This is a genomic window from Pantoea sp. Ap-967 (genome assembly GCF_011752565.1).
Classification (GTDB): domain Bacteria; phylum Pseudomonadota; class Gammaproteobacteria; order Pseudomonadales; family Pseudomonadaceae; genus Aquipseudomonas.
In genome coordinates this window covers 114,443-133,242 of sequence record NZ_VWXK01000015.1, presented here as the reverse complement: position 1 = coordinate 133,242, position 18,800 = coordinate 114,443, and the positions used below count along the sequence as shown (strand labels likewise).

19 protein-coding genes and 2 tRNA genes are annotated in these 18,800 nt (G+C 63.6%); 11 read left to right on the top strand and 10 right to left on the bottom strand.

What is annotated here, in order from left to right; all coding sequences use genetic code 11:
- Position 1: 1 nt before the first annotated feature.
- The 3 genes from codA to F3J45_RS17390 all read left to right on the top strand — a co-directional run bounded on the left by codA (position 2) and on the right by F3J45_RS17390 (position 3,019).
- A complete protein-coding gene (gene codA, locus F3J45_RS17400; RefSeq protein ID WP_167065194.1) occupies positions 2-1,240 on the top strand; it encodes a cytosine deaminase in 1,239 nt (412 codons plus the stop codon).
- A 229-nt stretch (positions 1,241-1,469) separates the two neighbouring features.
- The gene (locus tag F3J45_RS17395; RefSeq protein WP_167065192.1) at positions 1,470-2,213 is read left to right on the top strand and encodes a sulfite exporter TauE/SafE family protein; all 744 of its coding nucleotides are present in this window, start codon (positions 1,470-1,472) and stop codon (positions 2,211-2,213) included.
- A gap of 77 nt (positions 2,214-2,290) precedes the next feature.
- A complete protein-coding gene (locus tag F3J45_RS17390; protein WP_167065189.1) occupies positions 2,291-3,019 on the top strand; it encodes a hypothetical protein in 729 nt (242 codons plus the stop codon).
- Here F3J45_RS17390 and nhaR read toward each other — a convergent pair.
- Positions 3,010-3,903 (bottom strand): transcriptional activator NhaR, encoded by an 894-nt coding sequence (nhaR, locus tag F3J45_RS17385; protein ID WP_167065186.1) that lies wholly within the window; start codon positions 3,901-3,903, stop codon positions 3,010-3,012. The genes F3J45_RS17390 and nhaR overlap by 10 nt on opposite strands.
- Before the next feature lie 134 nt (positions 3,904-4,037).
- On the opposite strand from nhaR, the gene F3J45_RS17380 reads away from it, so the two are divergent.
- Both F3J45_RS17380 and F3J45_RS17375 read left to right on the top strand, forming a co-directional pair.
- Positions 4,038-4,292, top strand: coding sequence for a hypothetical protein (locus tag F3J45_RS17380; protein ID WP_240164635.1), 255 nt, complete (start codon positions 4,038-4,040; stop codon positions 4,290-4,292).
- A 28-nt stretch (positions 4,293-4,320) separates the two neighbouring features.
- Entirely contained in the window at positions 4,321-5,073 is a 753-nt protein-coding gene (locus F3J45_RS17375; RefSeq protein ID WP_167065183.1) for a TerC family protein, read from the top strand.
- A gap of 50 nt (positions 5,074-5,123) precedes the next feature.
- Here F3J45_RS17375 and F3J45_RS17370 read toward each other — a convergent pair whose 3' ends face one another.
- Positions 5,124-5,288 (bottom strand): hypothetical protein, encoded by a 165-nt coding sequence (locus tag F3J45_RS17370; RefSeq protein ID WP_167065180.1) that lies wholly within the window; start codon positions 5,286-5,288, stop codon positions 5,124-5,126.
- A 212-nt stretch (positions 5,289-5,500) separates the two neighbouring features.
- Here F3J45_RS17370 and F3J45_RS17365 point away from each other — a divergent pair, with 212 nt between their 5' ends.
- On the top strand, positions 5,501-6,178 hold the full coding sequence (locus F3J45_RS17365) for a peptidase C39 family protein (protein WP_167272452.1): 678 nt from the start codon (positions 5,501-5,503) through the stop codon (positions 6,176-6,178).
- A 199-nt stretch (positions 6,179-6,377) separates the two neighbouring features.
- On the opposite strand, the gene F3J45_RS17360 is transcribed toward F3J45_RS17365, so the two are convergent.
- The gene (locus tag F3J45_RS17360) at positions 6,378-7,661 is read right to left on the bottom strand and encodes an FAD-binding oxidoreductase (RefSeq protein WP_167065177.1); all 1,284 of its coding nucleotides are present in this window, start codon (positions 7,659-7,661) and stop codon (positions 6,378-6,380) included.
- Between the two features lie 201 nt (positions 7,662-7,862).
- Between F3J45_RS17360 and F3J45_RS17355 the strand changes: the two genes are divergently transcribed.
- From F3J45_RS17355 to F3J45_RS17340, 4 genes are all read left to right on the top strand, one after another.
- Positions 7,863-7,939, top strand: a tRNA-Val gene (locus tag F3J45_RS17355).
- Between the two features lie 249 nt (positions 7,940-8,188).
- Positions 8,189-8,265: transfer RNA gene (locus tag F3J45_RS17350), tRNA-Val, on the top strand.
- Positions 8,266-8,422: 157 nt separating this feature from the next.
- Complete coding sequence (locus F3J45_RS17345; RefSeq protein WP_167065174.1) at positions 8,423-8,995, top strand: SPOR domain-containing protein; 573 nt, start codon at positions 8,423-8,425, stop codon at positions 8,993-8,995.
- Positions 8,996-9,064: 69 nt separating this feature from the next.
- Positions 9,065-9,490, top strand: coding sequence for a GTP pyrophosphokinase (locus F3J45_RS17340; RefSeq protein ID WP_167065171.1), 426 nt, complete (start codon positions 9,065-9,067; stop codon positions 9,488-9,490).
- A gap of 7 nt (positions 9,491-9,497) precedes the next feature.
- Here the strand turns inward: F3J45_RS17340 and F3J45_RS17335 are convergent, their stop codons facing one another.
- Positions 9,498-9,740 carry a DUF1654 domain-containing protein gene (locus F3J45_RS17335; protein ID WP_167065168.1) on the bottom strand — a complete coding sequence of 81 codons (243 nt, stop codon included), beginning with the start codon at positions 9,738-9,740 and terminating at the stop codon, positions 9,498-9,500.
- 203 nt (positions 9,741-9,943) lie between these two features.
- Here F3J45_RS17335 and F3J45_RS17330 point away from each other — a divergent pair, with 203 nt between their 5' ends.
- Entirely contained in the window at positions 9,944-12,343 is a 2,400-nt protein-coding gene (locus F3J45_RS17330) for a membrane-bound PQQ-dependent dehydrogenase, glucose/quinate/shikimate family (protein WP_370526398.1), read from the top strand.
- Between the two features lie 102 nt (positions 12,344-12,445).
- On the opposite strand, the gene F3J45_RS17325 is transcribed toward F3J45_RS17330, so the two are convergent.
- The 6 genes from F3J45_RS17325 to F3J45_RS17300 form a co-directional block, all read right to left on the bottom strand.
- Positions 12,446-13,153, bottom strand: a complete 708-nt coding sequence (locus F3J45_RS17325; protein WP_167065165.1) for a GntR family transcriptional regulator — start codon at positions 13,151-13,153, stop codon at positions 12,446-12,448.
- A 201-nt stretch (positions 13,154-13,354) separates the two neighbouring features.
- Positions 13,355-14,374 (bottom strand): proline racemase family protein, encoded by a 1,020-nt coding sequence (locus F3J45_RS17320; protein ID WP_167065162.1) that lies wholly within the window; start codon positions 14,372-14,374, stop codon positions 13,355-13,357.
- A gap of 10 nt (positions 14,375-14,384) precedes the next feature.
- Entirely contained in the window at positions 14,385-15,866 is a 1,482-nt protein-coding gene (locus F3J45_RS17315; RefSeq protein WP_167065159.1) for an aldehyde dehydrogenase family protein, read from the bottom strand.
- The gene (locus F3J45_RS17310; protein ID WP_167065156.1) at positions 15,863-17,143 is read right to left on the bottom strand and encodes an FAD-binding oxidoreductase; all 1,281 of its coding nucleotides are present in this window, start codon (positions 17,141-17,143) and stop codon (positions 15,863-15,865) included. The genes F3J45_RS17315 and F3J45_RS17310 overlap by 4 nt, the downstream gene beginning before the upstream one ends.
- 57 nt (positions 17,144-17,200) lie before the next feature.
- Positions 17,201-18,076, bottom strand: a complete 876-nt coding sequence (locus tag F3J45_RS17305) for a dihydrodipicolinate synthase family protein (protein WP_167065153.1) — start codon at positions 18,074-18,076, stop codon at positions 17,201-17,203.
- Between the two features lie 49 nt (positions 18,077-18,125).
- A complete protein-coding gene (locus F3J45_RS17300; RefSeq protein ID WP_167065150.1) occupies positions 18,126-18,791 on the bottom strand; it encodes an amino acid ABC transporter permease in 666 nt (221 codons plus the stop codon).
- Positions 18,792-18,800: the final 9 nt, after the last annotated feature.

The following is an 18,800-nucleotide window of genomic DNA, read 5'->3' as shown; positions in this document are numbered from 1 at the left end:
GATGAATATCGTCAACGCCCGCTTGCGCGGCAAACCTGGCCTGCACCGAATCGAACTGGCAGGCGAGCGCATTGCCGCGATCCACGCCCAGCACGACGTGGTGGCTGCCAACCCCGGTGACATCGACTCCCGGCAAAACCTGGTGACCGCGCCGTTCGTGGAACCGCACATCCACCTCGACGCCACCCTGACCGCGGGCGAACCGGCCTGGAACATGAGCGGCACGCTGTTCGAGGGTATCGAGCGCTGGGCCGAGCGCAAGGCCATGACCACCCACGAGGACATCAAGACCCGCGCCACCAAGACCATCGGCATGCTGGTGGACCATGGCATCCAGCACGTGCGCACCCACGTCGATGTCACCGACCCGACCCTGGTCGCGCTCAAGGCCATGGTCGAGGTGCGCGAGGAAGTGCGCCACCTGGTCGACCTGCAAATCGTCGCCTTCCCCCAGGAAGGTATCGAGAGCTACGACAACGGCCGCGCCTTGATGACCGAGGCGGTGGCCCTGGGCGCCGATGTGGTCGGTGGCATCCCGCATTTTGAAAACACCCGTGACCAGGGCGTGTCGTCGATCAAGTTCCTCATGGACCTGGCCGAGCGCACCGGTTGCCTGGTGGATGTGCACTGTGATGAAACCGACGACCCGCAGTCGCGCTTCCTGGAAGTGCTGGCCGAAGAAGCGCGGGTGCGTGGCATGGGCGAGCGCGTGACGGCCAGCCACACCGTGGCCATGGGCTCCTACGACAATGCCTATTGCTCCAAGCTGTTCCGCCTGCTCAAGCGTTCGGGCATCAACTTTGTTTCCTGCCCAACCGAAAGCATCCACCTGCAGGGCCGTTTCGACACCTGGCCCAAGCGCCGTGGCGTGACCCGCGTGGGCGAGCTGGACCGTGCCGGCATCAACGTCTGCTTCGGCCAGGATTCGATCGTCGACCCTTGGTATCCGTTGGGCAATGGCAATATCCTGCGGGTGCTGGAAGCGGGCCTGCACATCTGCCACATGCTGGGTTACGAGGACATCCAGCGCTCGTTGGACCTGATCACCGACAACAGCGCACGTACCCTGAACCTGGGCGAGCGCTACGGCATCGAAGTGGGCCGCCCGGCCAACCTGCTGGTGCTGTCGGCCCCGGATGACTACGAGATGATCCGCAGCCAGGGGCATGCGCTGGTGTCGATTCGTGCTGGCAAGGTGCTGATGCAGCGCACGCCGGCGCAGGTCGAGCGTTTCGCCTGATACCCCCGCCTAGGCCTGGTAGGAGCGAGCGCAGCTCGCGATGGGCTGCAAAGCAGCCCCGGCATTCTGTGCAGCGAAGCTTGAAACCCGGGGCCGCTGCGCGCCCCATCGCGAGCTACGCTCGCTCCTACCAGGTTGGCGTAGGTCCGGGCTGTGTGAAAGGACAAAGGCAGACATTCGCCCCCGGCTCTGGCATGGTAACCGCCTCTGTTAGCCAAACAGCCCTGTCATGGATGCCTTCTACCTCATCGCCCTCGGCGCCGTCGTTGCCGGTTTCGTCCAGGGCCTTTCCGGTTTTGCCTTCGGCATGGTCGCCATGTCGTTCTGGGCCTGGGGCCTGGAGCCCCGGCTGGCTGCCTCGCTCACTGTGTTCGGCAGCCTCACCGGCCAGCTGATCGCCGTGTTCAGCGTGCGCCGCGGCTTCAGTTGGCCGCTGCTGTGGCCCTTCGTGCTGGGCGGTTTGGCGGGCATTCCGCTGGGGGTGTGGGTGCTGCCGTACCTGGACATGCTGTGGTTCAAGGCCGTGTTCGGCACCTTGCTGGTGCTGTGGTGCCCATTGATGCTGCTGGCGCCGCGCCTGCCCCGGCTACCGGGCAACCGCCTGGCCGACGGCGCGGTAGGTGTGGTCGGCGGTGCCCTGGGCGGCATTGGCGGCTTCACCGGCACGGTGCCGACCCTGTGGTGCACCTTGCGCGGCTTCGAACGTGACACCCAGCGCGCCGTGATCCAGAACTTCAACCTGTCGATGCTGCTGGTGACCATGCTCACCTACCTGGGCACCGGCGTGGTCACCTGGGACATGCTGCCAGCCTTCGGCGTGGTGCTGCTGGCCATGACCGTGCCAGCGGTACTGGGCACGCGGGTTTACCTGGGCATCAGCGAACTGGCGTTTCGCCGGGTGGTGCTGGGCTTGCTGACCGCCTCTGGAGTGGCCATGCTGAGCGCCTCGCTACCGGCGTTGTTGAGCCGCTGAACACTTGCCTGGCGGCAATGAACTTGGCACCCTTTGGGCCGCATCGATGTCAATGGCACTTTAGAAGGAAGCTACCCTTGAGTTGGGAAAAAGTCGGCAAACTCCTGGCCGCTGTGCTGCTCGGCGTGGTGGCCTTGCTGGTGGGGTACGCGGTGCTCAAGGACCAACCCCGGCTCACGGCCACCCTGACCTATGCCTACCTGACCTACCCCAGCCAGTTCAGCGAGCGCATCAGCCGTGCCAACGACCAACTCAAGTACGAGCGCTTGCAGCCACGCATCAACAGCATCGGCGAGGGCGCATTGAGCCAGTACCAGGTCGACAAGCTGGTCGAGCTGGCCCAGGAACCCTACGCGCAGCTGTTCGCCAAGCCTTTCGAGGCAGGCCTGGTGGACCACCGCACCGGCCTGCTGATCGACCTGCACAACACTGGCAGCAGCGAAGTGCGTCAGGTGAAGGTGCGCCTGCCGGTCAAGGGCCTGGTGCAGGTGCGCGATGCGGCAGGCAACGACAGCATCTTCGAATCAGCGACCTCGGGGGTGCAGATACCCGCCATCGAGCCGGGTGGGTCGAGCAGGGTCTGGGTGTACTTCGACGCCGACTATTCGCAAATCCGCCAGGGTGGCCTGGGCATCAGTTTCGATGGCGGCGAGGCGCAGGTGCGTGTCTACCATGAATACACCGGCTTCCCGGCGCTGGTGGCACGCTACAGCCACGAGGTGGTTGCATTGTTGGGGCTGGCGCTGCTTGCGGTGCTGGCGATGGGCTACGCCTGCCTGACCCGGCGCCCCCGGGCTCACCAGTGAAACAGCTGCCGCCGCGCGCCCTCGGTGATGGCCACGATCCCGGGGTGCTTGACCTTGCGCTCCACTGAAATGGCATAGAACGACTCCAGCACCGCGTCGGTTTGCCCGATCAGCATCACCCCGTACTGGCGGCAGACCTCTTCGGCGATCACGCTGGGGGCGACGAAAATGCCGCTGCCTGACTGGCCGAACGCCTGCATCAAGGCGCTGTCATCGAATTCCCCCACGATCCGTGGCTGCACCTGCTGCTCGCCCAGCCAGCGCAGCAAGCGGCTGCACATCACGGTTTCGGCGCCCGGAATCAGCAGCGGCGCATCCTGCAGGCAGGTGGGGAAGGGCGCGGCATGGCGTTTGGCCAAGGCCGGGGTGGCGAAGAAGCTCAAGCCGCACTCGCCAAGCTTCTGGCTGTAGCCCTTGATGTCCAGGTGGCTGGGCATCGGGCTGTCCGAAATCACCAGGTCCAGGCGTTGGATCGCAAGGTCTGCGAGCAGGCGTTCGAGTTTGTCTTCGCGGCAATTGATGCGCAGCGTGTCGTCCATTTCCATGGTCGGTGCCAGCAGGCGATAGACGATCGACTTGGGCACCACGTCGGCCACCCCTACGCGAAACAGAATCTGCTCCTGCGGGCCTGCGCGCAGCATGGCCTCCAGCTCGCCGCCGAGCTGGAACATCTGCTCGGCGTACACCAGCGCCTGGCGGCCGGTTTCGGTCAGTTCCAGTTGCCGGCCCACCCGCTGGAACAGCGCCAGGCCATAGGTTTCCTCGAGCAAGGTGATCTGCCCGCTGATGGTTTGCGGGGTGAGGTTAAGTTGCTCGCTGGCGCGGGCTACGCTGCCGGTCTTGGCCACGGCCCAGAAGTAGTGCAACTGCCGGTAGTTGAGCACGTCGGAAATTTCCGATTCGAAAAAACCGAAGTATACCGCTTGGAAATACGAATTTTCCGGATGTTTCAGCGTCTTTAGAATGCGAACCCATCAGGCGCAGTGCGCGCCGCCGGGATTTTCCAAGCGAGGACACCATGCTGCATCTCAAATCCATCGGCACCCCCCTGGTGCTGGCCTTGGCCCTGTTGGGCCTGGCCGGTTGCGACCAGGCCGAAAAATCTGCCCAGCAGATGCTCGACCAGGCCGCCCAGTCGGCCAAGCAGGCCATCGATGACACCAACAAGGCTGCCCAACAGGCCTTGAGCGATGCCATGGGCAAGCCGGAGCACGCGCCGAAGGGCGAGGGCCACCCGCCTGCCGACAAGAAAGCCCACACCCAGGAAATCTGACCCTTAACCGCCGCTGCAGGATCGACCGATGGAATACTTGCTGGAACTCGCCGCTAGCCCCACTGCCTGGGTTGCCCTGGCCACCCTGGTGGCCATGGAGATCGTGCTGGGCATCGACAACCTGATCTTCATCTCCATTCTGACCAACAAGCTGCCGGTGGAGTACCGTTCCAAGGCCCGGCGCATCGGTATCAGCATGGCCTTGGTGATGCGCCTGGCGCTGCTGAGCACGGTCGCCTGGATCGTCCAGTTGACCGACCCGGTGTTCGAGGTGTTTGGCAATGCCTTCTCGTGGAAGGATGTGATCCTGATTGCCGGTGGCCTGTTCCTGCTGTGGAAAGCGACCAAGGAGATCCACGAGAACGTCGACCCGCACGGCGCCAAGGAAGAGGCCAAGGTGTCGTCCACGGTAACCCTGGGCTTTGCTGCGGCGATCTTCCAGATTCTGCTGCTGGACATCGTATTTTCGGTGGACAGCATCATCACCGCCGTCGGCATGACCGAGCACCTGCCGATCATGATCATTGCCGTGATTGCGGCGGTGATCGTGATGATGGTAGCGGCCGACCCGCTGGCCAACTTCATCAATGACAACCCGACGGTGGTGATGCTGGCCCTGGGCTTCCTGATCATGATTGGCATGACGCTGATCGCCGAGGGCTTCGGTGCCCATGTGCCGAAAGGCTATGTGTATGCGGCAATGGCGTTCTCGACGGTGATCGAGATCCTCAACATCCTGGCCCGCCGGGCGCGGCTCAAGCGTGAAGCGGCTGAGGGGTGATGTAAAAAAAGCGGGGCGCCTTGCGCCCCATTCGCGCAGATTCGGATGTGTCAATGCACCCCGGCATGCCGCCGCACGGGCGGTGCCTTGGCCGGGGCTTGCGCTTGATGATGGGGCGAATGGCGCCGCACGATACGCAGAACGCCCCACAGCATGGCGGCCGCGACGCTCAGCCACATGCCCACCAGCATGAGAATTGCCATAGTCAGGCTCATGTGTGCCTCCTTCTCTTGGGCCGCCTTGGGTTGGCCCGCCAGACACTGCTTTAGTCTAGCTGCACGCCCATGACGTTCCATTGACCGAAGGTCTATTGCTTAAGCCGTTTGGTTTCATGCCTGCTGCGGGCTATACCCGCGCCGCGTGGCGCCCTATGATCGGTGGCCAGAGCCGGGCGCTGCCTGCCTGGCACCGAAATCAGCGAGTGTCCATGGAGCAACATTTCCTCACCACCGCCCGCCGCCGCCTGCTCGCCGCCTGCCTGCTGGCCGCCAGCCTCGCTGGCTGCGCCGGGGCGCCACCGGCCAACCTCAAGGGCTTGCCGCAGCGGGTCGAGATCAGCAGCGTGCCGTTCTACCGCGGCAATGCCAACCACAGCGGGGCCATGGCCCTGGCCGCGCTGCTGTCGCAGCAGGGCGCACCGATCACCCCGGGGCTGCTGGACAAGCCGCTGAACCTGCCCCAGGGTGCCGAGGCGCTGGAAACCGGCATCCCGCGCGTGGCGCGCGAGTACGGCATGGTGGTTTACCCGCTGGATAAGCAACTGGAGGCCTTGCTGACCCAGGTAGCGGCGGGGCACCCGGTGTTGCTGCGATACCAGGAAGGGTCGGCGTGGTGGAGCGAGCCGCGTTACGCGGTGCTGATCGGCTATGACCGCTACAAGAAGAGGGTGCTGTTGCGCGCTGGGATGCACCGTCGGCAGATGATGGCCATCGACGACTTTGCCTCGGCGTGGGCGAAGGAGGGGAGCTGGGCGGTGCTGGTGCAGCCGCCGCGGCAGCTGCCGGCCGAGGTGAATCGCCAGCGCTGGTTGCAGGCGGCCGATGAGCTGGCCAGGGCGGGGCAGGAGATTGCGGCGAAGCAGGCGGTCAATAGCCTGAACAAGTAATGTTGCTGGCCCGGCCCGGCCCGGCCCGGCACCGGCATTGGCACCGGCCCGGTACTGGCACCGGCACTGGCATCGGTTAGGAGCGAGCGTAGCTCGCGATGGGCCGGGCAACGGCCCCAGGTTTTCAGCTTTGCAGCTTAAACGGCGGGGCTGCGTTGCAGCCCATCGCGAGCTGCGCTCGCTCCTACCCCCCCCTCCATCAGAAGCCGAGGCGGTCGCGCAGGCTGTAGTACCAGGCACCAATGGCGCTGAACGGTACGCGCAGCATCTGCCCGCCCGGGAACGGGTAGTGCGGCAGGCCGGCGAAGGCGTCGAAACGCTCGGCCTGGCCACGCAGCGCCTCGGCCAGCACCTTGCCCGCCAGGTGGGTGTAGGTCACGCCGTGGCCCGAGCAGCCCTGGGAGTAGTAGATGTTGTCGCCAATACGGCCAACCTGCGGCAGGCGCGACAAGGTCAGCAGGAAGTTGCCGGTCCAGGCAAAGTCGATCTTCACGTTCTTCAGCTGCGGGAAGGCCTTGAGCATCTTCGGGCGGATGATCGCTTCGATGTTGGCCGGGTCACGCGCGCCGTACACCACGCCACCGCCGAAGATCAGGCGCTTGTCGCCGGTCAGGCGGTAGTAGTCGAGCAGGTAGTTGCAGTCTTCCACGCAGTAATCCTGCGGCAGCAGGGTACGCGCCAGCTCTTCGCCCAACGGCTCGGTGGTGATCACCTGGGTGCCGCACGGCATCGACTTGGCGGCCAGCTCTGGTACCAGGTTGCCCAGGTAGGCGTTGCCGGCAACGATGATGAACTTGGCGCGGACCTTGCCCTGCGGCGTGTGCACCACCGGGTTGGCGCCGCGCTCGATGCGCACGGCTGGGGTTTGCTCATAGATGATGCCTCCCAGCGATTCGACCGCGGCGGCTTCGCCCAGGGCCAGGTTCAGCGGGTGGATGTGGCCGCCGCTCATGTCCAGCATGCCGCCGACATAGCTGTCGCAGGCCACCACTTCACGGATGCGCTTCTGGTCCATCAGCTCCAGTTGGGTGTGGCCGAAGCGTTCCCACAGGCGCTTTTGCGATTCCAGGTGGCCCATTTGCTTGGACGTCAGCGCGGCGAATACACCGCCATCCTTCAGGTCGCACTGGATGTTGTACTTGGCCACGCGCTCACGAATGATGCGCCCGCCTTCGAAGGCCATCTTGCCAAGCAGTTGCGCTTCTTTTGGGCCGACGGTGCGTTCGATCACGTCGATGTCGCGGCTGTAGCTGTTGACGATCTGGCCGCCGTTACGGCCCGATGCGCCGAAACCGACCTTGGCGGCTTCCACGATGCTCACCTTGAAGCCGTTCTCCAGCAGGAACAGGGCGCTGGAAAGGCCGGTGTAGCCGGCACCGATGATGCACACATCGGTTTCCACCTCACCCTGCAGCGCCGGACGTGGCGGCACCGGGTTAGCCGAGGCGGCGTAGTAGGACTGGGGGTAGGGGGTGTTAGCCATGCTGCAGGAACCTCGTGTTTTATATTTTTAACGAATGTACCGATGCTATCAATAATAATAAACACCCGCTAGTCGTCCGTTGAAAATCCTTTACTCGGGCCCGGCCGCTCCTTCTCTATAAACAGGTTAAGATTCAGTGGGTTAGCGCGAAAAAAAGTGTTGACAGGGTTTTTGGATTGGGTAGAATGCGCACCACACGACAGGCACATAGCTCAGTTGGTTAGAGCACCACCTTGACATGGTGGGGGTCGTTGGTTCGAGTCCAATTGTGCCTACCAAACAAAGTCCCGGTTTCCGGGCGACGAAAAGGGCGATCCGAAAGGGTCGCCCTTTTTCGTTTGCGCTGAACATGCTGGCGCGAGCTGCGCTCGTTGCCATGTGCTCGTTGCCAGGGTATCCGCACGCGGCCGGGTAGGCGCTCGCGATGGCGTCCCCCGATCCCGCCCCAACAACGAAAGTTTTTGATTTTTTTGAAAAAAAACGCTTTACAGGTGTGCGTTCGGTCACTAATATGCGCACCACACGACAGGCACATAGCTCAGTTGGTTAGAGCACCACCTTGACATGGTGGGGGTCGTTGGTTCGAGTCCAATTGTGCCTACCAAACAAAGCCCCGGTTTCCGGGCAACGAAAAGGGCGATCCGAAAGGGTCGCCCTTTTTGCGTTCTACGGCTCCACGAAGCAGCGTGTAACCTTTAGTCGCGGGCGGCGGCCAGGGCGGCCATGCTAGAATCCGCCCCTTCGAATTTGGAGGTACACGCGTGCGCAAACTGGCAGTGGTAGTGGCAGTGCTGGCCCTGGCGGGCTGTGACAATGAGGTGGAAGGTGTGCACAAGCAGGTCGCCGAGCACCTGCACAACCCCAAGACCGCCAAATTCGGCAACGTGCGAATCGACACCAAGGGCACCATCTGCGGCCAGGTGCGTGGCAAGGACGACGCCGGGCAGTACGAAGCCTACCGTAGCTACGTGGCCATCAAGGGCAGCGATGGCCAGTACCAGATCATCGTCGACGATAACGGCAACGACCTGCGCATCCGCGAACAGTGCGGCGGCGCCGACCTGCAGCGCCGTGCCGAGGCACTGGCCGACCAGCCGGCGCCCGAAGGTTGGGACGTCGAGGTGATTCAGGGCGCCAACATGGGTGCGCTGTCCGACATGACCGCCCGGCTGATCGAGAAAGGCATCCCTTCTTCGGTGGAATACCGCGACGGTAAACCGGTGGTGCTGATGGGGCCGTTCCCCAGCAAGGCCGAGGCTGATGCGCGCAAAGCCGAGGTGATGGCCAAGCTTGGCACCGATTCGATCGTTATCCAGCACGGCGCCCAGCGCTGACCGGCAACCTGTTTTCTGTAGCCTTGTCCGTCTATGCTTGCCTTGACACAAGCCAGACGGGGAGGCCTCATGTCTACGCTGGAGCGGGCCATTGCCGTGGCCGCCAGGGCACATGAAGGGCAGTACGACAAGGGTGGGGCGGCTTACATCCTCCACCCGTTGCGGGTGATGCTACGGGTCAGTACGCCGGAGCAGCGCATTGTCGCGGTGCTGCACGACGTGATCGAAGACACACCACTGACGTTATCCGACCTGGCCCGCGAGGGCTTTCCGCTGAAGATTCTTGCAGCCCTGCTGGCGCTGAGCCGGAACAAGGGCGAAAGCTACCAGGACTTCGTCGTGCGCCTGGGGGTAGACCCGTTGGCGCGCACGGTGAAGCTCGCCGACCTTGCCGACAACAGCGACCTTTCCCGCATCCCATGCCCAGGCCCTGCCGACTTGGCACGGCTGGCCCGTTACCGCGAGGCCAGCGCCTACCTGCAGGCATTGCCCTGAGCCTTGGTCAATCTTCCTTGGGCACCGTCCAGAAAATCTGCACGCCGCCATCGTCGCGGTGGGCGAGGGTGACGTTGTCGTTCTCGGCAATTTCTTCCAGCAACGTTTCCCAGTCGTCTGGCGACTCGTGTTCCAGGCGGAAGATCAGCGCGGCGCGGCTGCGCTGGGCGAGCGGGTTGTTGATGATTTTCTGGATGCGCAGGCCCAGTTGCTGGTAGCTGCTTGGGGTTGCTTCGGCGGTGTTGGCCACGGAGGCGATTCCTTGTTGTGCTGTATGTGCGTACAGTATTTCACCGCGTGATTTTTCGCAACTGGGCTAACGCATTCCTGCAATGCCACCAGGGCGCGGGTGTGCGTGTCATTTGTTATGTGCACAAGTTTGGCTTCAAGTTTGTATGTTGTGCTGTACGCATGCGACAATTTGCCCTTCGTTAACCTAGGAAGGGCTGTAACGTGGTAGATGAAGTAAATCCAAGCCGGTTGGGGCGAGCATGGCTCGCGACCCTCGGCGCTATTATTCTGCTGGCCGGTGTGTACTTCATCGGCGGCGGTGGTTGGTTGGCCTGGCTGGGTGGCAGCTGGTACTTCCTGGTCGCAGGCCTGCTGCTGGTGGCCGCCGGTGGCCTGATCATGCGCCGGCGGATGCTGGGTGTGGGGCTGATCGCCTTGGTGGTGCTCTACACCGGCGCCTGGGCGTTGTGGGAGGTGGGCTTCACCTTCTGGCCACTGCTGTCGCGGTTGTTCGCGTTTGCCATCATTGGTGCTGCGGTTGCCTTCTCCATTCCCCTGTTCACCCGTGCACGCAATGCGCGCGTGGCCGGCGTGGCCTTGGGGGCGGTGGCTTCGGTCGGTGTCGTGGTCACGGCGGTCAGCGCCTTTACGCCCAAGAACATCATTCGTGATGCCGAGTCGGTAGCGGCGGCGCAAGACGTGGCCGTACAAGCCGGCGAGAAAGAACCCGGCGACTGGAAGGCATGGGCGGGCGATACCCACGGCTCGCGTTTCTCGCGGGTTGGCGACATCACCCCGGCAAACGTCAAGGACCTGAAAGTGGCCTGGACCGCGCACACCGGTGAGGCAGTGGTGCCTGGTGTGGGTGATGCCGAAGACCAGAACACCCCGCTGCAGATCGGTGACAGCTTGTATATCTGCACCACCTACAGCACGGTGATTTCCTACGACATCGACACCGGCAAGGAAAACTGGCGCTACGCGGCGGGCAAAGGTAACTCCACCTACCAGCGCTGCCGTGGCATGGCCTACTTCGATGCCACGTCGGCAAAGAAAGTGGCTGACGTGCCAGGCGTTGCCGCCGATGCAACGCTGGACGCTTCGGTGAGCCCGCAGCGTCTGATCTTCCCGACCGGTGATGGTCGCCTGATGGCCATCGATGCGCACACCGGCAAGCCGGTGGCCAACTTTGGCGACAACGGCGCCGTCGACCTCAAGGCCGGCATGGGCGAGGTCAAGCCTGGCTACTATCAGCAATCGTCCACGCCGCTGCTGGCCGGTAACCTGGTGATCGTGGGTGGCCGCGTGATCGACAACTTCGAAACCGGTGAACCGCCAGGGGTGGTTCGCGCCTTCGACGCCGTTACCGGTACGCTGGTGTGGGCCTGGGACCCGGGCAACCCTGAGGTTACGCGCGAGCCGTTGTCGCCAGAAGGCTACACCCGTGGAACCCCGAACGTGTGGGTGGCAGCGTCCTACGATGCCGAACTGGGCATGGTCTACCTGCCAACCGGCAACGCCACGCCTGACTTCTGGGCGGGCTTCCGTACCGAAGCGGACGACAAATACGGCTCTTCGATCGTTGCCGTCAACGTCGCCACTGGCCGCCCTGTGTGGTCGTTCCAGACCGTGCACCATGATATCTGGGACTTCGACGTTACCGGTCAACCGCTGATCTACGACATCCCCAACGATGACGGTTCGGTGTCCAAGGCGGTATCGGTGACCTCGAAAACCGGCATGATCTACCTGCTGGACCGCACCAACGGCAAGCCGCTGGCCAACATCGAAGAGCGCCCCGTGCCTCAGGGCAACCTGGCGGGCGAGCGCTATTCGCCCACCCAGCCGTACTCCGTGGGCATGCCGAACATCGGCAACGATGTGCTCAAGGAATCGGACATGTGGGGTGCCACGCCGTTCGACCAGCTGATGTGCCGGATCATCTTCAAGTCCAGCCGCTACGAGGGCGTGTTCACGCCACCGGGTGAGGACTGGGCGATCCAGTACCCAGGCTCGCTGGGCGGCATGAACTGGGGCGGTGCCTCGGTCGACCCGACCACTCACCTGATGTTCGTCAATGACCTGCGCCTGGGCCTGCACTACAACATGGTGCCAGCCAAGGACATCCCGCCGGGCACCGGCAGCAGTGAGGGCATGGGCATCATCGTGCAGAAGGGCACGCCATTCGGCACCTGGCGCGAACGCTTCATGTCGCCGTTGGGCGTACCCTGCCAGGCGCCGCCGTTCGGCACGCTGTCGGCGGTGAACCTGAAAACCCACAAGCTGGTCTGGCAAGTGCCGGTGGGCACCGTACAGGACACGGGCCCGCTGGGCATCGCCACCGGCCTGCAACTGCCGCTGGGCATGCCGACCCTGGGGCCGTCGCTGGCTACCAAGTCCGGGTTGCTGTTCTTTGCCGGCACCCAGGACTTCTACCTGCGTGCCTACAACAGCCGTACCGGGGAAGAGATCTGGAAGTCGCGCCTGCCAGTGGGCAGCCAGAGCGGGCCGATTACCTATCGCTCGGAGAAAACCGGCAAGCAGTACGTGGTAATTTTTGCGGGGGGATCGCCGCATTCTGACAAACGTGGTGACAGCGTGATCGCTTACGCGCTGCCGTAACGGGAAACAGCGCCGCTAGCGCGGCGCATCGCGAGCTACGCTCGCTCCTACGAGGGGCCGCGTAGCCGTACCCGCGGCGTGCCACAATTCCCTGTAATACCTTCAACCCACCGACATGCGCGCCGTCAGGTTTTGCTGCATGTAGTCCAGGAAACGCCGCTGGAACAGCATGGTGTGCTCATGGGCCGCTGCTTCCGCTGCATCCGGGTCCCGCGCCGCGATCGCTTCGATGATTTCATCATGGTCGCGGCCCAGGCGGTGGGCGCTGGCAGAGCTGACCACGTGATCGAAATGCAGGTGCAGCAACCGTTGCCCCTCACCCAGCAAACGCTCGTAGTAGGTGATGAAGTAGGGGTTGCGCCCGGCATGGGCAATGGCCATGTGGAAGGCCTTGTTGCGCTCGGACATGGCCTGGAAGTCGCCGGTGGTCACGGCGTTCAGGTAGGCCGTGTCGGCATCGCGAATTGCCTGCAGGTCTTCGGCCCGGTGCTGGGTAGCCGCCAGGCGCGTTACGGCGCGCTGGATCAGGTCAAGCGCCGACACGTAGTTGGGAAATTCCTCGATCTCGAAAGGCGTCACCAGCGTGGTGCGGTTCGGCAGGATGACCACCAGGCCTTCGGTAATCAGCCGGGCCAGGGCATCGCGCACAGGCGAGCGGGAAAGCCCGAACTGGGCCGCCAGGGATACCTCATCCAGCTGGACCCCGGGCTTGAGTTTCAGGGTGAGGATCTGCTTGCGCAGCTCTTCATAGATGTAGCGCCCGCTGTGCCGACGAGGGCCGCTTTCGGTGTCGTTATCTTTTGCCATCATCAGGTCTCGGTTGGTCTGGGCCGTATCATACAGGCCAGGCCTGGTGAACATTCAGTCTTTGCTGATTGGGTGTGGCTCCAGCATGAGGGAAGGCGTGGCGCCTGGTCAAACGGGCGTCATCCAGGCACCGGGAGCTTCTGGTTGCAAAGCAGGCAACTGCGCCCGGCATTCGCCGGGCGCAGCGGGGGGCGCGTCAGCGCTTCAGCCCACGCCCCAGGTGTCGCTGAGCATGAAGCCTGCCGCGAGTGGGTCGTGCGGGTCCACGCCCAGTTGCTGCAGGCCGTAAAGCCAGGCGCGCCCGGTCACCCGTGGCAGTACCGCCGGCTTGCCGGCGACCTCGGTGTGGCCCAGCAATTCCACTTGGAACTGCCCGCCGATGGTCGAGCGCGACACCAGCTGGTCACCGGCCTGCACCTTGCCACGTGCGGCCAAGGTGGCCAGGTTGGCCGAGCTGCCAGTGCCGCAGGGGGAGCGATCGACCCGCCCCGGTGGCAGGGTGGTGCAGGTTTGGTAGGTGCGATCGTCCAGACGGTTGCGGAACATCACATACGCCACTTCGTTGACCGAAGGCAGCAGCGGGTGCTGGATGTTCAACTGGCAATTGATCACATCCTTCAATGCAACGCCGGCATCGGCCAGGGCGCGGGCATTTTCCGGGGCGATCGACAGGCCCGTCTGTTCGACGTCAATCAAGGCATAGTAGACGCCGCCAAAGGCCACATCGATGTTGATCGTGCCGAACGCTTCGGTTTCGATGGCCAGGTCCAGGTGCTCGACGAAGGCGGGCACCATGTCCAGCGAAACGCTCAGGCAGCGCCCGTCGGCGCACTGGGCGCGCGCGGTGACCAGGCCGGCCGGAGTGTCCAGCACCACCGTGGTTTCCGGCTCCTGCATCGGCACCATGCCCAACTCCAGCAGCGCGGTGACCACGCAGATGCAGTTGCTGCCGGACATCGGGTGGGCCTTGTCGGCCTGCAGTACGATGAAACCGGCATGGGCTTCAGGGCGGGTTGGCGGCAGCAACAGGTTGACCGACATCTGCAGGCAGCCCCGAGGCTCCAGCGTCACCAGGCGACGCAGGCTGTCGTCCACCTCGTTGATGTAGTTCATCTTGTCGAGCATGGTGGCACCGGGAACGCCAAGAACGCCCCCGGTGATGACCTTGCCGATCTCGCCTTCGCAGTGCACTTCAGCCAGCTGAAGCGTCTGTTTCCAACGCATGGGTGTTACCTCACTTGATGTACCAGCCCCAAGGCTGTTCGCTGTCGTAGCGGGTGATCTGCTTGGTTTCCAGGTAGTTGTTCAGGCCCCATTCGCCCAGCTCGCGGCCAATGCCGCTGGTTTTGTAGCCGCCCCACGGCGCTTCGGTGAAGGTTGGCTGGGAGCAGTTGATCCAGACGATACCCGCGCGGAACTTGCGCGCAACGCGCTCGCAGCGTTCCAGGTCCCTGGACATGACCGCTGCACCCAGGCCGAAGCGCGAGTTGTTGGCGGACTTGATGGCCTCTTCCTCTGTATCGAACGGGCGGATGCACACCACTGGGCCGAAGATTTCCTCGTTCCAGATCCAGCTGTCTTCGGGTACGTCGGCGAACACGGTGGGTTGCAGGTAGAAGCCTTTGTCCAGGTGCGCCGGGCGCTCGCCGCCGCACACCAGCCGCGCGCCGGCTTCCAGGCCACGGGAGATGGCCTGCAGGGTGCCGTCGTACTGGCTGCGGTTGACCAGCGGGCCGAGCAGCACGCCTTCTTCCATGCCGTTGCCGATCTTGATTTTACGGGTTTCCTCGGCCAGGCGCTTGAGCAGCGGCTCATAGGCCGAACGCTCGACCAGCACGCGGGAGGTGGCCGAGCACACTTCACCTTTGTTCCAGAAGATGCCGAACATGATCCACTCGACGGCCTGCTCGATGTCGCTGTCGGCGAAGATCACGAAGGGCGACTTGCCGCCCAGCTCCAGCGTGACGTTCTTGATGTCCTGGGCGGCGGCTTGCATGATGCGGCTGCCCACCGGCACGCTGCCGGTGAAGGCCAGCTTGTCCACGCCAGGGTGCGCGGTCAGCGCTGCGCCGACCTTGGAGCCTGGGCCGGTGACGATGTTCAGCACCCCGGCAGGCAGGCCGGCTTCGTCGGCAATGCGTGCCAGTTCCAGGGCGGTCAGCGAGGTTTGCTCGGCGGGCTTGAGGATGATGCTGCAACCTGCCGCCAATGCCGGGGCGATCTTCCACGAAGCCATCAGCATCGGGAAGTTCCATGGCACGATGGCCCCGGCAACGCCAATCGGCTCCTTGCGGGCGATGGAGCTGAAACGGTCATCGGACAGGGTTACATCCTTCTCGCGATTGCGGTCCAGTTCCTCGGCCAGGTAGGCGTAGTATTCGAAGCAGCCAGCGGTATCACCGATGTCCCACATGGCTTCCGGGAACGGCTTGCCGTTGTCGCGCACTTCAATCTCGGCCAGTTCTTCCTGGCGGGCACGGATGCCGTCGGCAATCTTGCGCAGGTAGGCGCCACGTTCAGCGCCACTCAGGCGTGGCCAAGGGCCCTCGTCGAAGGCGGCGCGGGCCGCTTTGACTGCTACGTCGACGTCTTCGGCGCAACCTGATGCCACTGTGGCAATCAGGCGCTCGTCGCTGGGGTCGAAGGAATCGAAGCTGCCGCCATTGATCGGGCTGACCCATTGGCCGTTGATGTAGAACTGGTCGTAGCGGTTCATGCTGTACCTCCAATAAGGGCGAAGCGACGGGCGCTGAATGCGGTCAGGCTTTGTGCGGGTGTGCGCTGTGCGACCAGGTCGGCCACCAGGCGGCCGGTGGTGGCGCCCAGGGTCAGGCCGAGCTGGCCGTGGCCGAAGGCCATGATGACGTTGTTCAGGCGGGGCGAGCGGTCGATGACCGGCTTGGTGTCCGGCAGGAACGGCCGGTAACCGACACCGAACGTCATCCCCTGGGTGTTGAGTTGGGGCAGCACGCGGCGGGCCTTTTCCATGATGATTTCGGCGCGCTTGAAATTCGGCTCGGCGCCTGGGGCGGCGAACTCAATGGTGCCGCCGATCTGCAGGCCGCGGGTCATCGGGGCGAAGCAGAAGCCGCCGTCGGCGTAGATCACCGAATGGCGGATTTCCACGCCGGGCTGCGGCAATACCGCCTGGTAGCCGGCAATGCCCGCCAGCGGGATGTTCACCCCGAGGCTGTCGAAGAACGAACGTGCACCGGTGCCTGCAGCGACCACCACGTGGTCGGCTGGCAGCCGGGTGCCGTCGGCCAGGGTTACACCGCTGGCACGGTCATGGTTCTCGTCGATCTTCACGGCGCTTTGGCGCAGGCGAGTGCCGCCTAGGTGGACGAAGCTCTCGGTGAGCGCCGCGATAAAGCCTTCGGTGTCGCTGACGGCGCGCCAGTCAGGGAACATCAGGCCATGCTGGAATTTGCCGGCCAGTGCGGGTTCGAGGTCGCCAATGGCGGCGCCGTCGAGTTCTTCTGCCTTGAAGCCCAGTTGCTTGCGCAGCTCAAGGTGCGGGCGTTCATGGGCGAGGCCTGTGGGCGAATCGAACACTTCGAGGATCGGCCGGTCCCCCAGCAGGGTCTTGTCGGGGCAGGCATCGAGCAAGGGGGCGTAGTCGGCGTAGACGTGCTCGGTCAGGCGGGCCATGTCCTGGGCAATCTCATGGATCTTCGAGGCGCGGGCGCAGGCCAAGAAGCGCAGGAACCAGGGCAGGATGCCTGGCAGCGCGCTCGGGCGCAGGGCCAGGGGGCCTTTCTGGTCCAGCAACCAGCCTGGGATCTTCATCAGAATGCCAGGCTTGGACAGCGGGATGACCTCACTGACCGCCATCTGACCGCAACTCCACTTGGCGGTACTGTCGCCCGGTGCGGCGGGGTCGACCAGCGTGACCTTGTGGCCTTCGCGCTGCAGGTACAGCGCGCAGCACACACCGACGATACCGCCGCCGATGACTACGGCGTTCTGCGATGACGATTGTGGGGTGTTCATGGGTCTATCTCGTATCAATAAAGGTGCGAGGGGGCCGCCTGGCGGCCCCGTGGAGCATTACTGCTGGGTTGCTTCGAACGCCTTGCGGAACTCGGTTTTTTCTTCATCGGTCAGTGGCAGCAGCGGGGCGCGGGCATTGCCGACCTTGAAGCCGGCCAGCTCTGCGCCGTACTTGACCTTTTGCACGAACTTGCCGCTTTCCAGGTTGGCCATGGCCGGGAACAGGCTGCGCATGATCTGCTGGGCGCCACGGATGTCGCCGCTGGTGAAGGCCTTGTGGAAGGCCACGACCTTCTCCGGGAAGATGTTGGCCGGGCCGCAGATCCAGCTGTCGGCGCCCCACAGGTAGAAGTCCAGGGCCTGGTCGTCGGAACCGCAGGACAGCTGGATGCCTTTGTATTTTTCACCGATTTCGATGGCGCGCAACAGGTTGCCGCTGCTTTCCTTGATGCCGATCACCCGTGGGTGCTGGTGCAGAGCGGCGATCACATCCATGCCCACTTCGACGTTGGTACGGATAGGGTAGTTGTAGAGCACCACGTTGATTTCGGGGAAGGTTTCGAGAATGGTGTTGTAGTGGGCCAGCAACTCTTCCTGGGACGGCAGGGCGTAGTAAGGCGGGGCGATCAGCAGGTTGGTGTAGCCGGCATCGACGGTTTGCTTGATTTGCTCCAGCACTTCGCGGGTGCACGAGCCGTTGGCGCCGGCGATCAGAGTGCCGCGATCGCCCACCACTTCTTTCACGGTGGCCAGGATCTGGCGGCGTTCGTCGTTGGCCAGGGCGTAGTACTCACCGGTGGAGCCCAGGGGTACGAAGCCGCTGACACCGGCTTTGAGTTGATGCTCCAGGATCGCGGCCAGGGTGTCGTGGTCGACCTTGCCAGCGGCGTCGAATGGGGTAACCAGAGCAGGCAGGATGCCGTTCAGTTTCATGATGATTCTCCGAGTGGTTTTTTCAGTGATTAAGACCGGTCAGGTCGTTTCAATAGGCGTAGCGGCGCAGCAAGCGCCCTTCGACCACACCGACCAAGCGGGTCAGTGGGAAGGCCACGAGGAAATAAATCACCGCGACTGCCGAGAGGAACTCGACCGGGCGCGCGGTGCTGTTGGAAATGTTTTGTCCGACAAACATCAGGTCGGCGACACCGACTGAAGAGATCAGCGCGCTCTCTTTGAACAAACTGACTATGTTCGACAGCAGCGGTGGTACAGCACGCAGAAGGGCCTGGGGGAAGATCACGTAGAGCACCTTGACCTTCGACGTCAGGCCCAGCGCCGTGCACGCATCGTGCTGTTCACTGGCAATCGATTTCAGCGCGCCGCGGAAGGTTTCGCTGGTGATCGCGCCCATGAACAGGGTCAGGGCGATCAACACCGACACATAAGGTGGGATGTCCAGCCCGAACACCACCGGGAAGCAGAAGAACACCCAGAAAAGCTGAATCAGCAGCGGTGTGCCGCGGAAAAACTCTACGTAGAGGGTCAGCGGCAGGCGCAGCAGCGGGGTCTTCACTTGGCGCAGCATGCTGACGGCGAAGCCCAGCAGGCTGCCCAGCAGGGCACAGGCGCCGGTGAACGCCAAGGTCAGCAGCAGGCCTTTGAGCAGCACTGGCCAGTACGCCAGAACAACCGAGAAATCGAGTGGCATGGTGGGCTC

Excerpts from the sequence above, each read along its gene's own strand:
- codA (WP_167065194.1), top strand. The coding sequence starts at position 2 with ATGAATATCGTCAACGCCCGCTTGCGCGGCAAACCTGGCCTGCACCGA.
- F3J45_RS17395 (WP_167065192.1), top strand. The coding sequence starts at position 1,470 with ATGGATGCCTTCTACCTCATCGCCCTCGGCGCCGTCGTTGCCGGTTTC.
- F3J45_RS17380 (WP_240164635.1), top strand. The coding sequence starts at position 4,038 with ATGCTGCATCTCAAATCCATCGGCACCCCCCTGGTGCTGGCCTTGGCC.
- F3J45_RS17375 (WP_167065183.1), top strand. The coding sequence starts at position 4,321 with ATGGAATACTTGCTGGAACTCGCCGCTAGCCCCACTGCCTGGGTTGCC.
- F3J45_RS17370 (WP_167065180.1), bottom strand. The coding sequence starts at position 5,288 with ATGAGCCTGACTATGGCAATTCTCATGCTGGTGGGCATGTGGCTGAGC.
- F3J45_RS17365 (WP_167272452.1), top strand. The coding sequence starts at position 5,501 with ATGGAGCAACATTTCCTCACCACCGCCCGCCGCCGCCTGCTCGCCGCC.
- F3J45_RS17360 (WP_167065177.1), bottom strand. The coding sequence starts at position 7,661 with ATGGCTAACACCCCCTACCCCCAGTCCTACTACGCCGCCTCGGCTAAC.
- F3J45_RS17340 (WP_167065171.1), top strand. The coding sequence starts at position 9,065 with ATGTCTACGCTGGAGCGGGCCATTGCCGTGGCCGCCAGGGCACATGAA.
- F3J45_RS17325 (WP_167065165.1), bottom strand. The coding sequence starts at position 13,153 with ATGATGGCAAAAGATAACGACACCGAAAGCGGCCCTCGTCGGCACAGC.
- F3J45_RS17320 (WP_167065162.1), bottom strand. The coding sequence starts at position 14,374 with ATGCGTTGGAAACAGACGCTTCAGCTGGCTGAAGTGCACTGCGAAGGC.
- F3J45_RS17315 (WP_167065159.1), bottom strand. The coding sequence starts at position 15,866 with ATGAACCGCTACGACCAGTTCTACATCAACGGCCAATGGGTCAGCCCG.
- F3J45_RS17310 (WP_167065156.1), bottom strand. The coding sequence starts at position 17,143 with ATGAACACCCCACAATCGTCATCGCAGAACGCCGTAGTCATCGGCGGC.
- F3J45_RS17305 (WP_167065153.1), bottom strand. The coding sequence starts at position 18,076 with ATGAAACTGAACGGCATCCTGCCTGCTCTGGTTACCCCATTCGACGCC.
- F3J45_RS17300 (WP_167065150.1), bottom strand. The coding sequence starts at position 18,791 with ATGCCACTCGATTTCTCGGTTGTTCTGGCGTACTGGCCAGTGCTGCTC.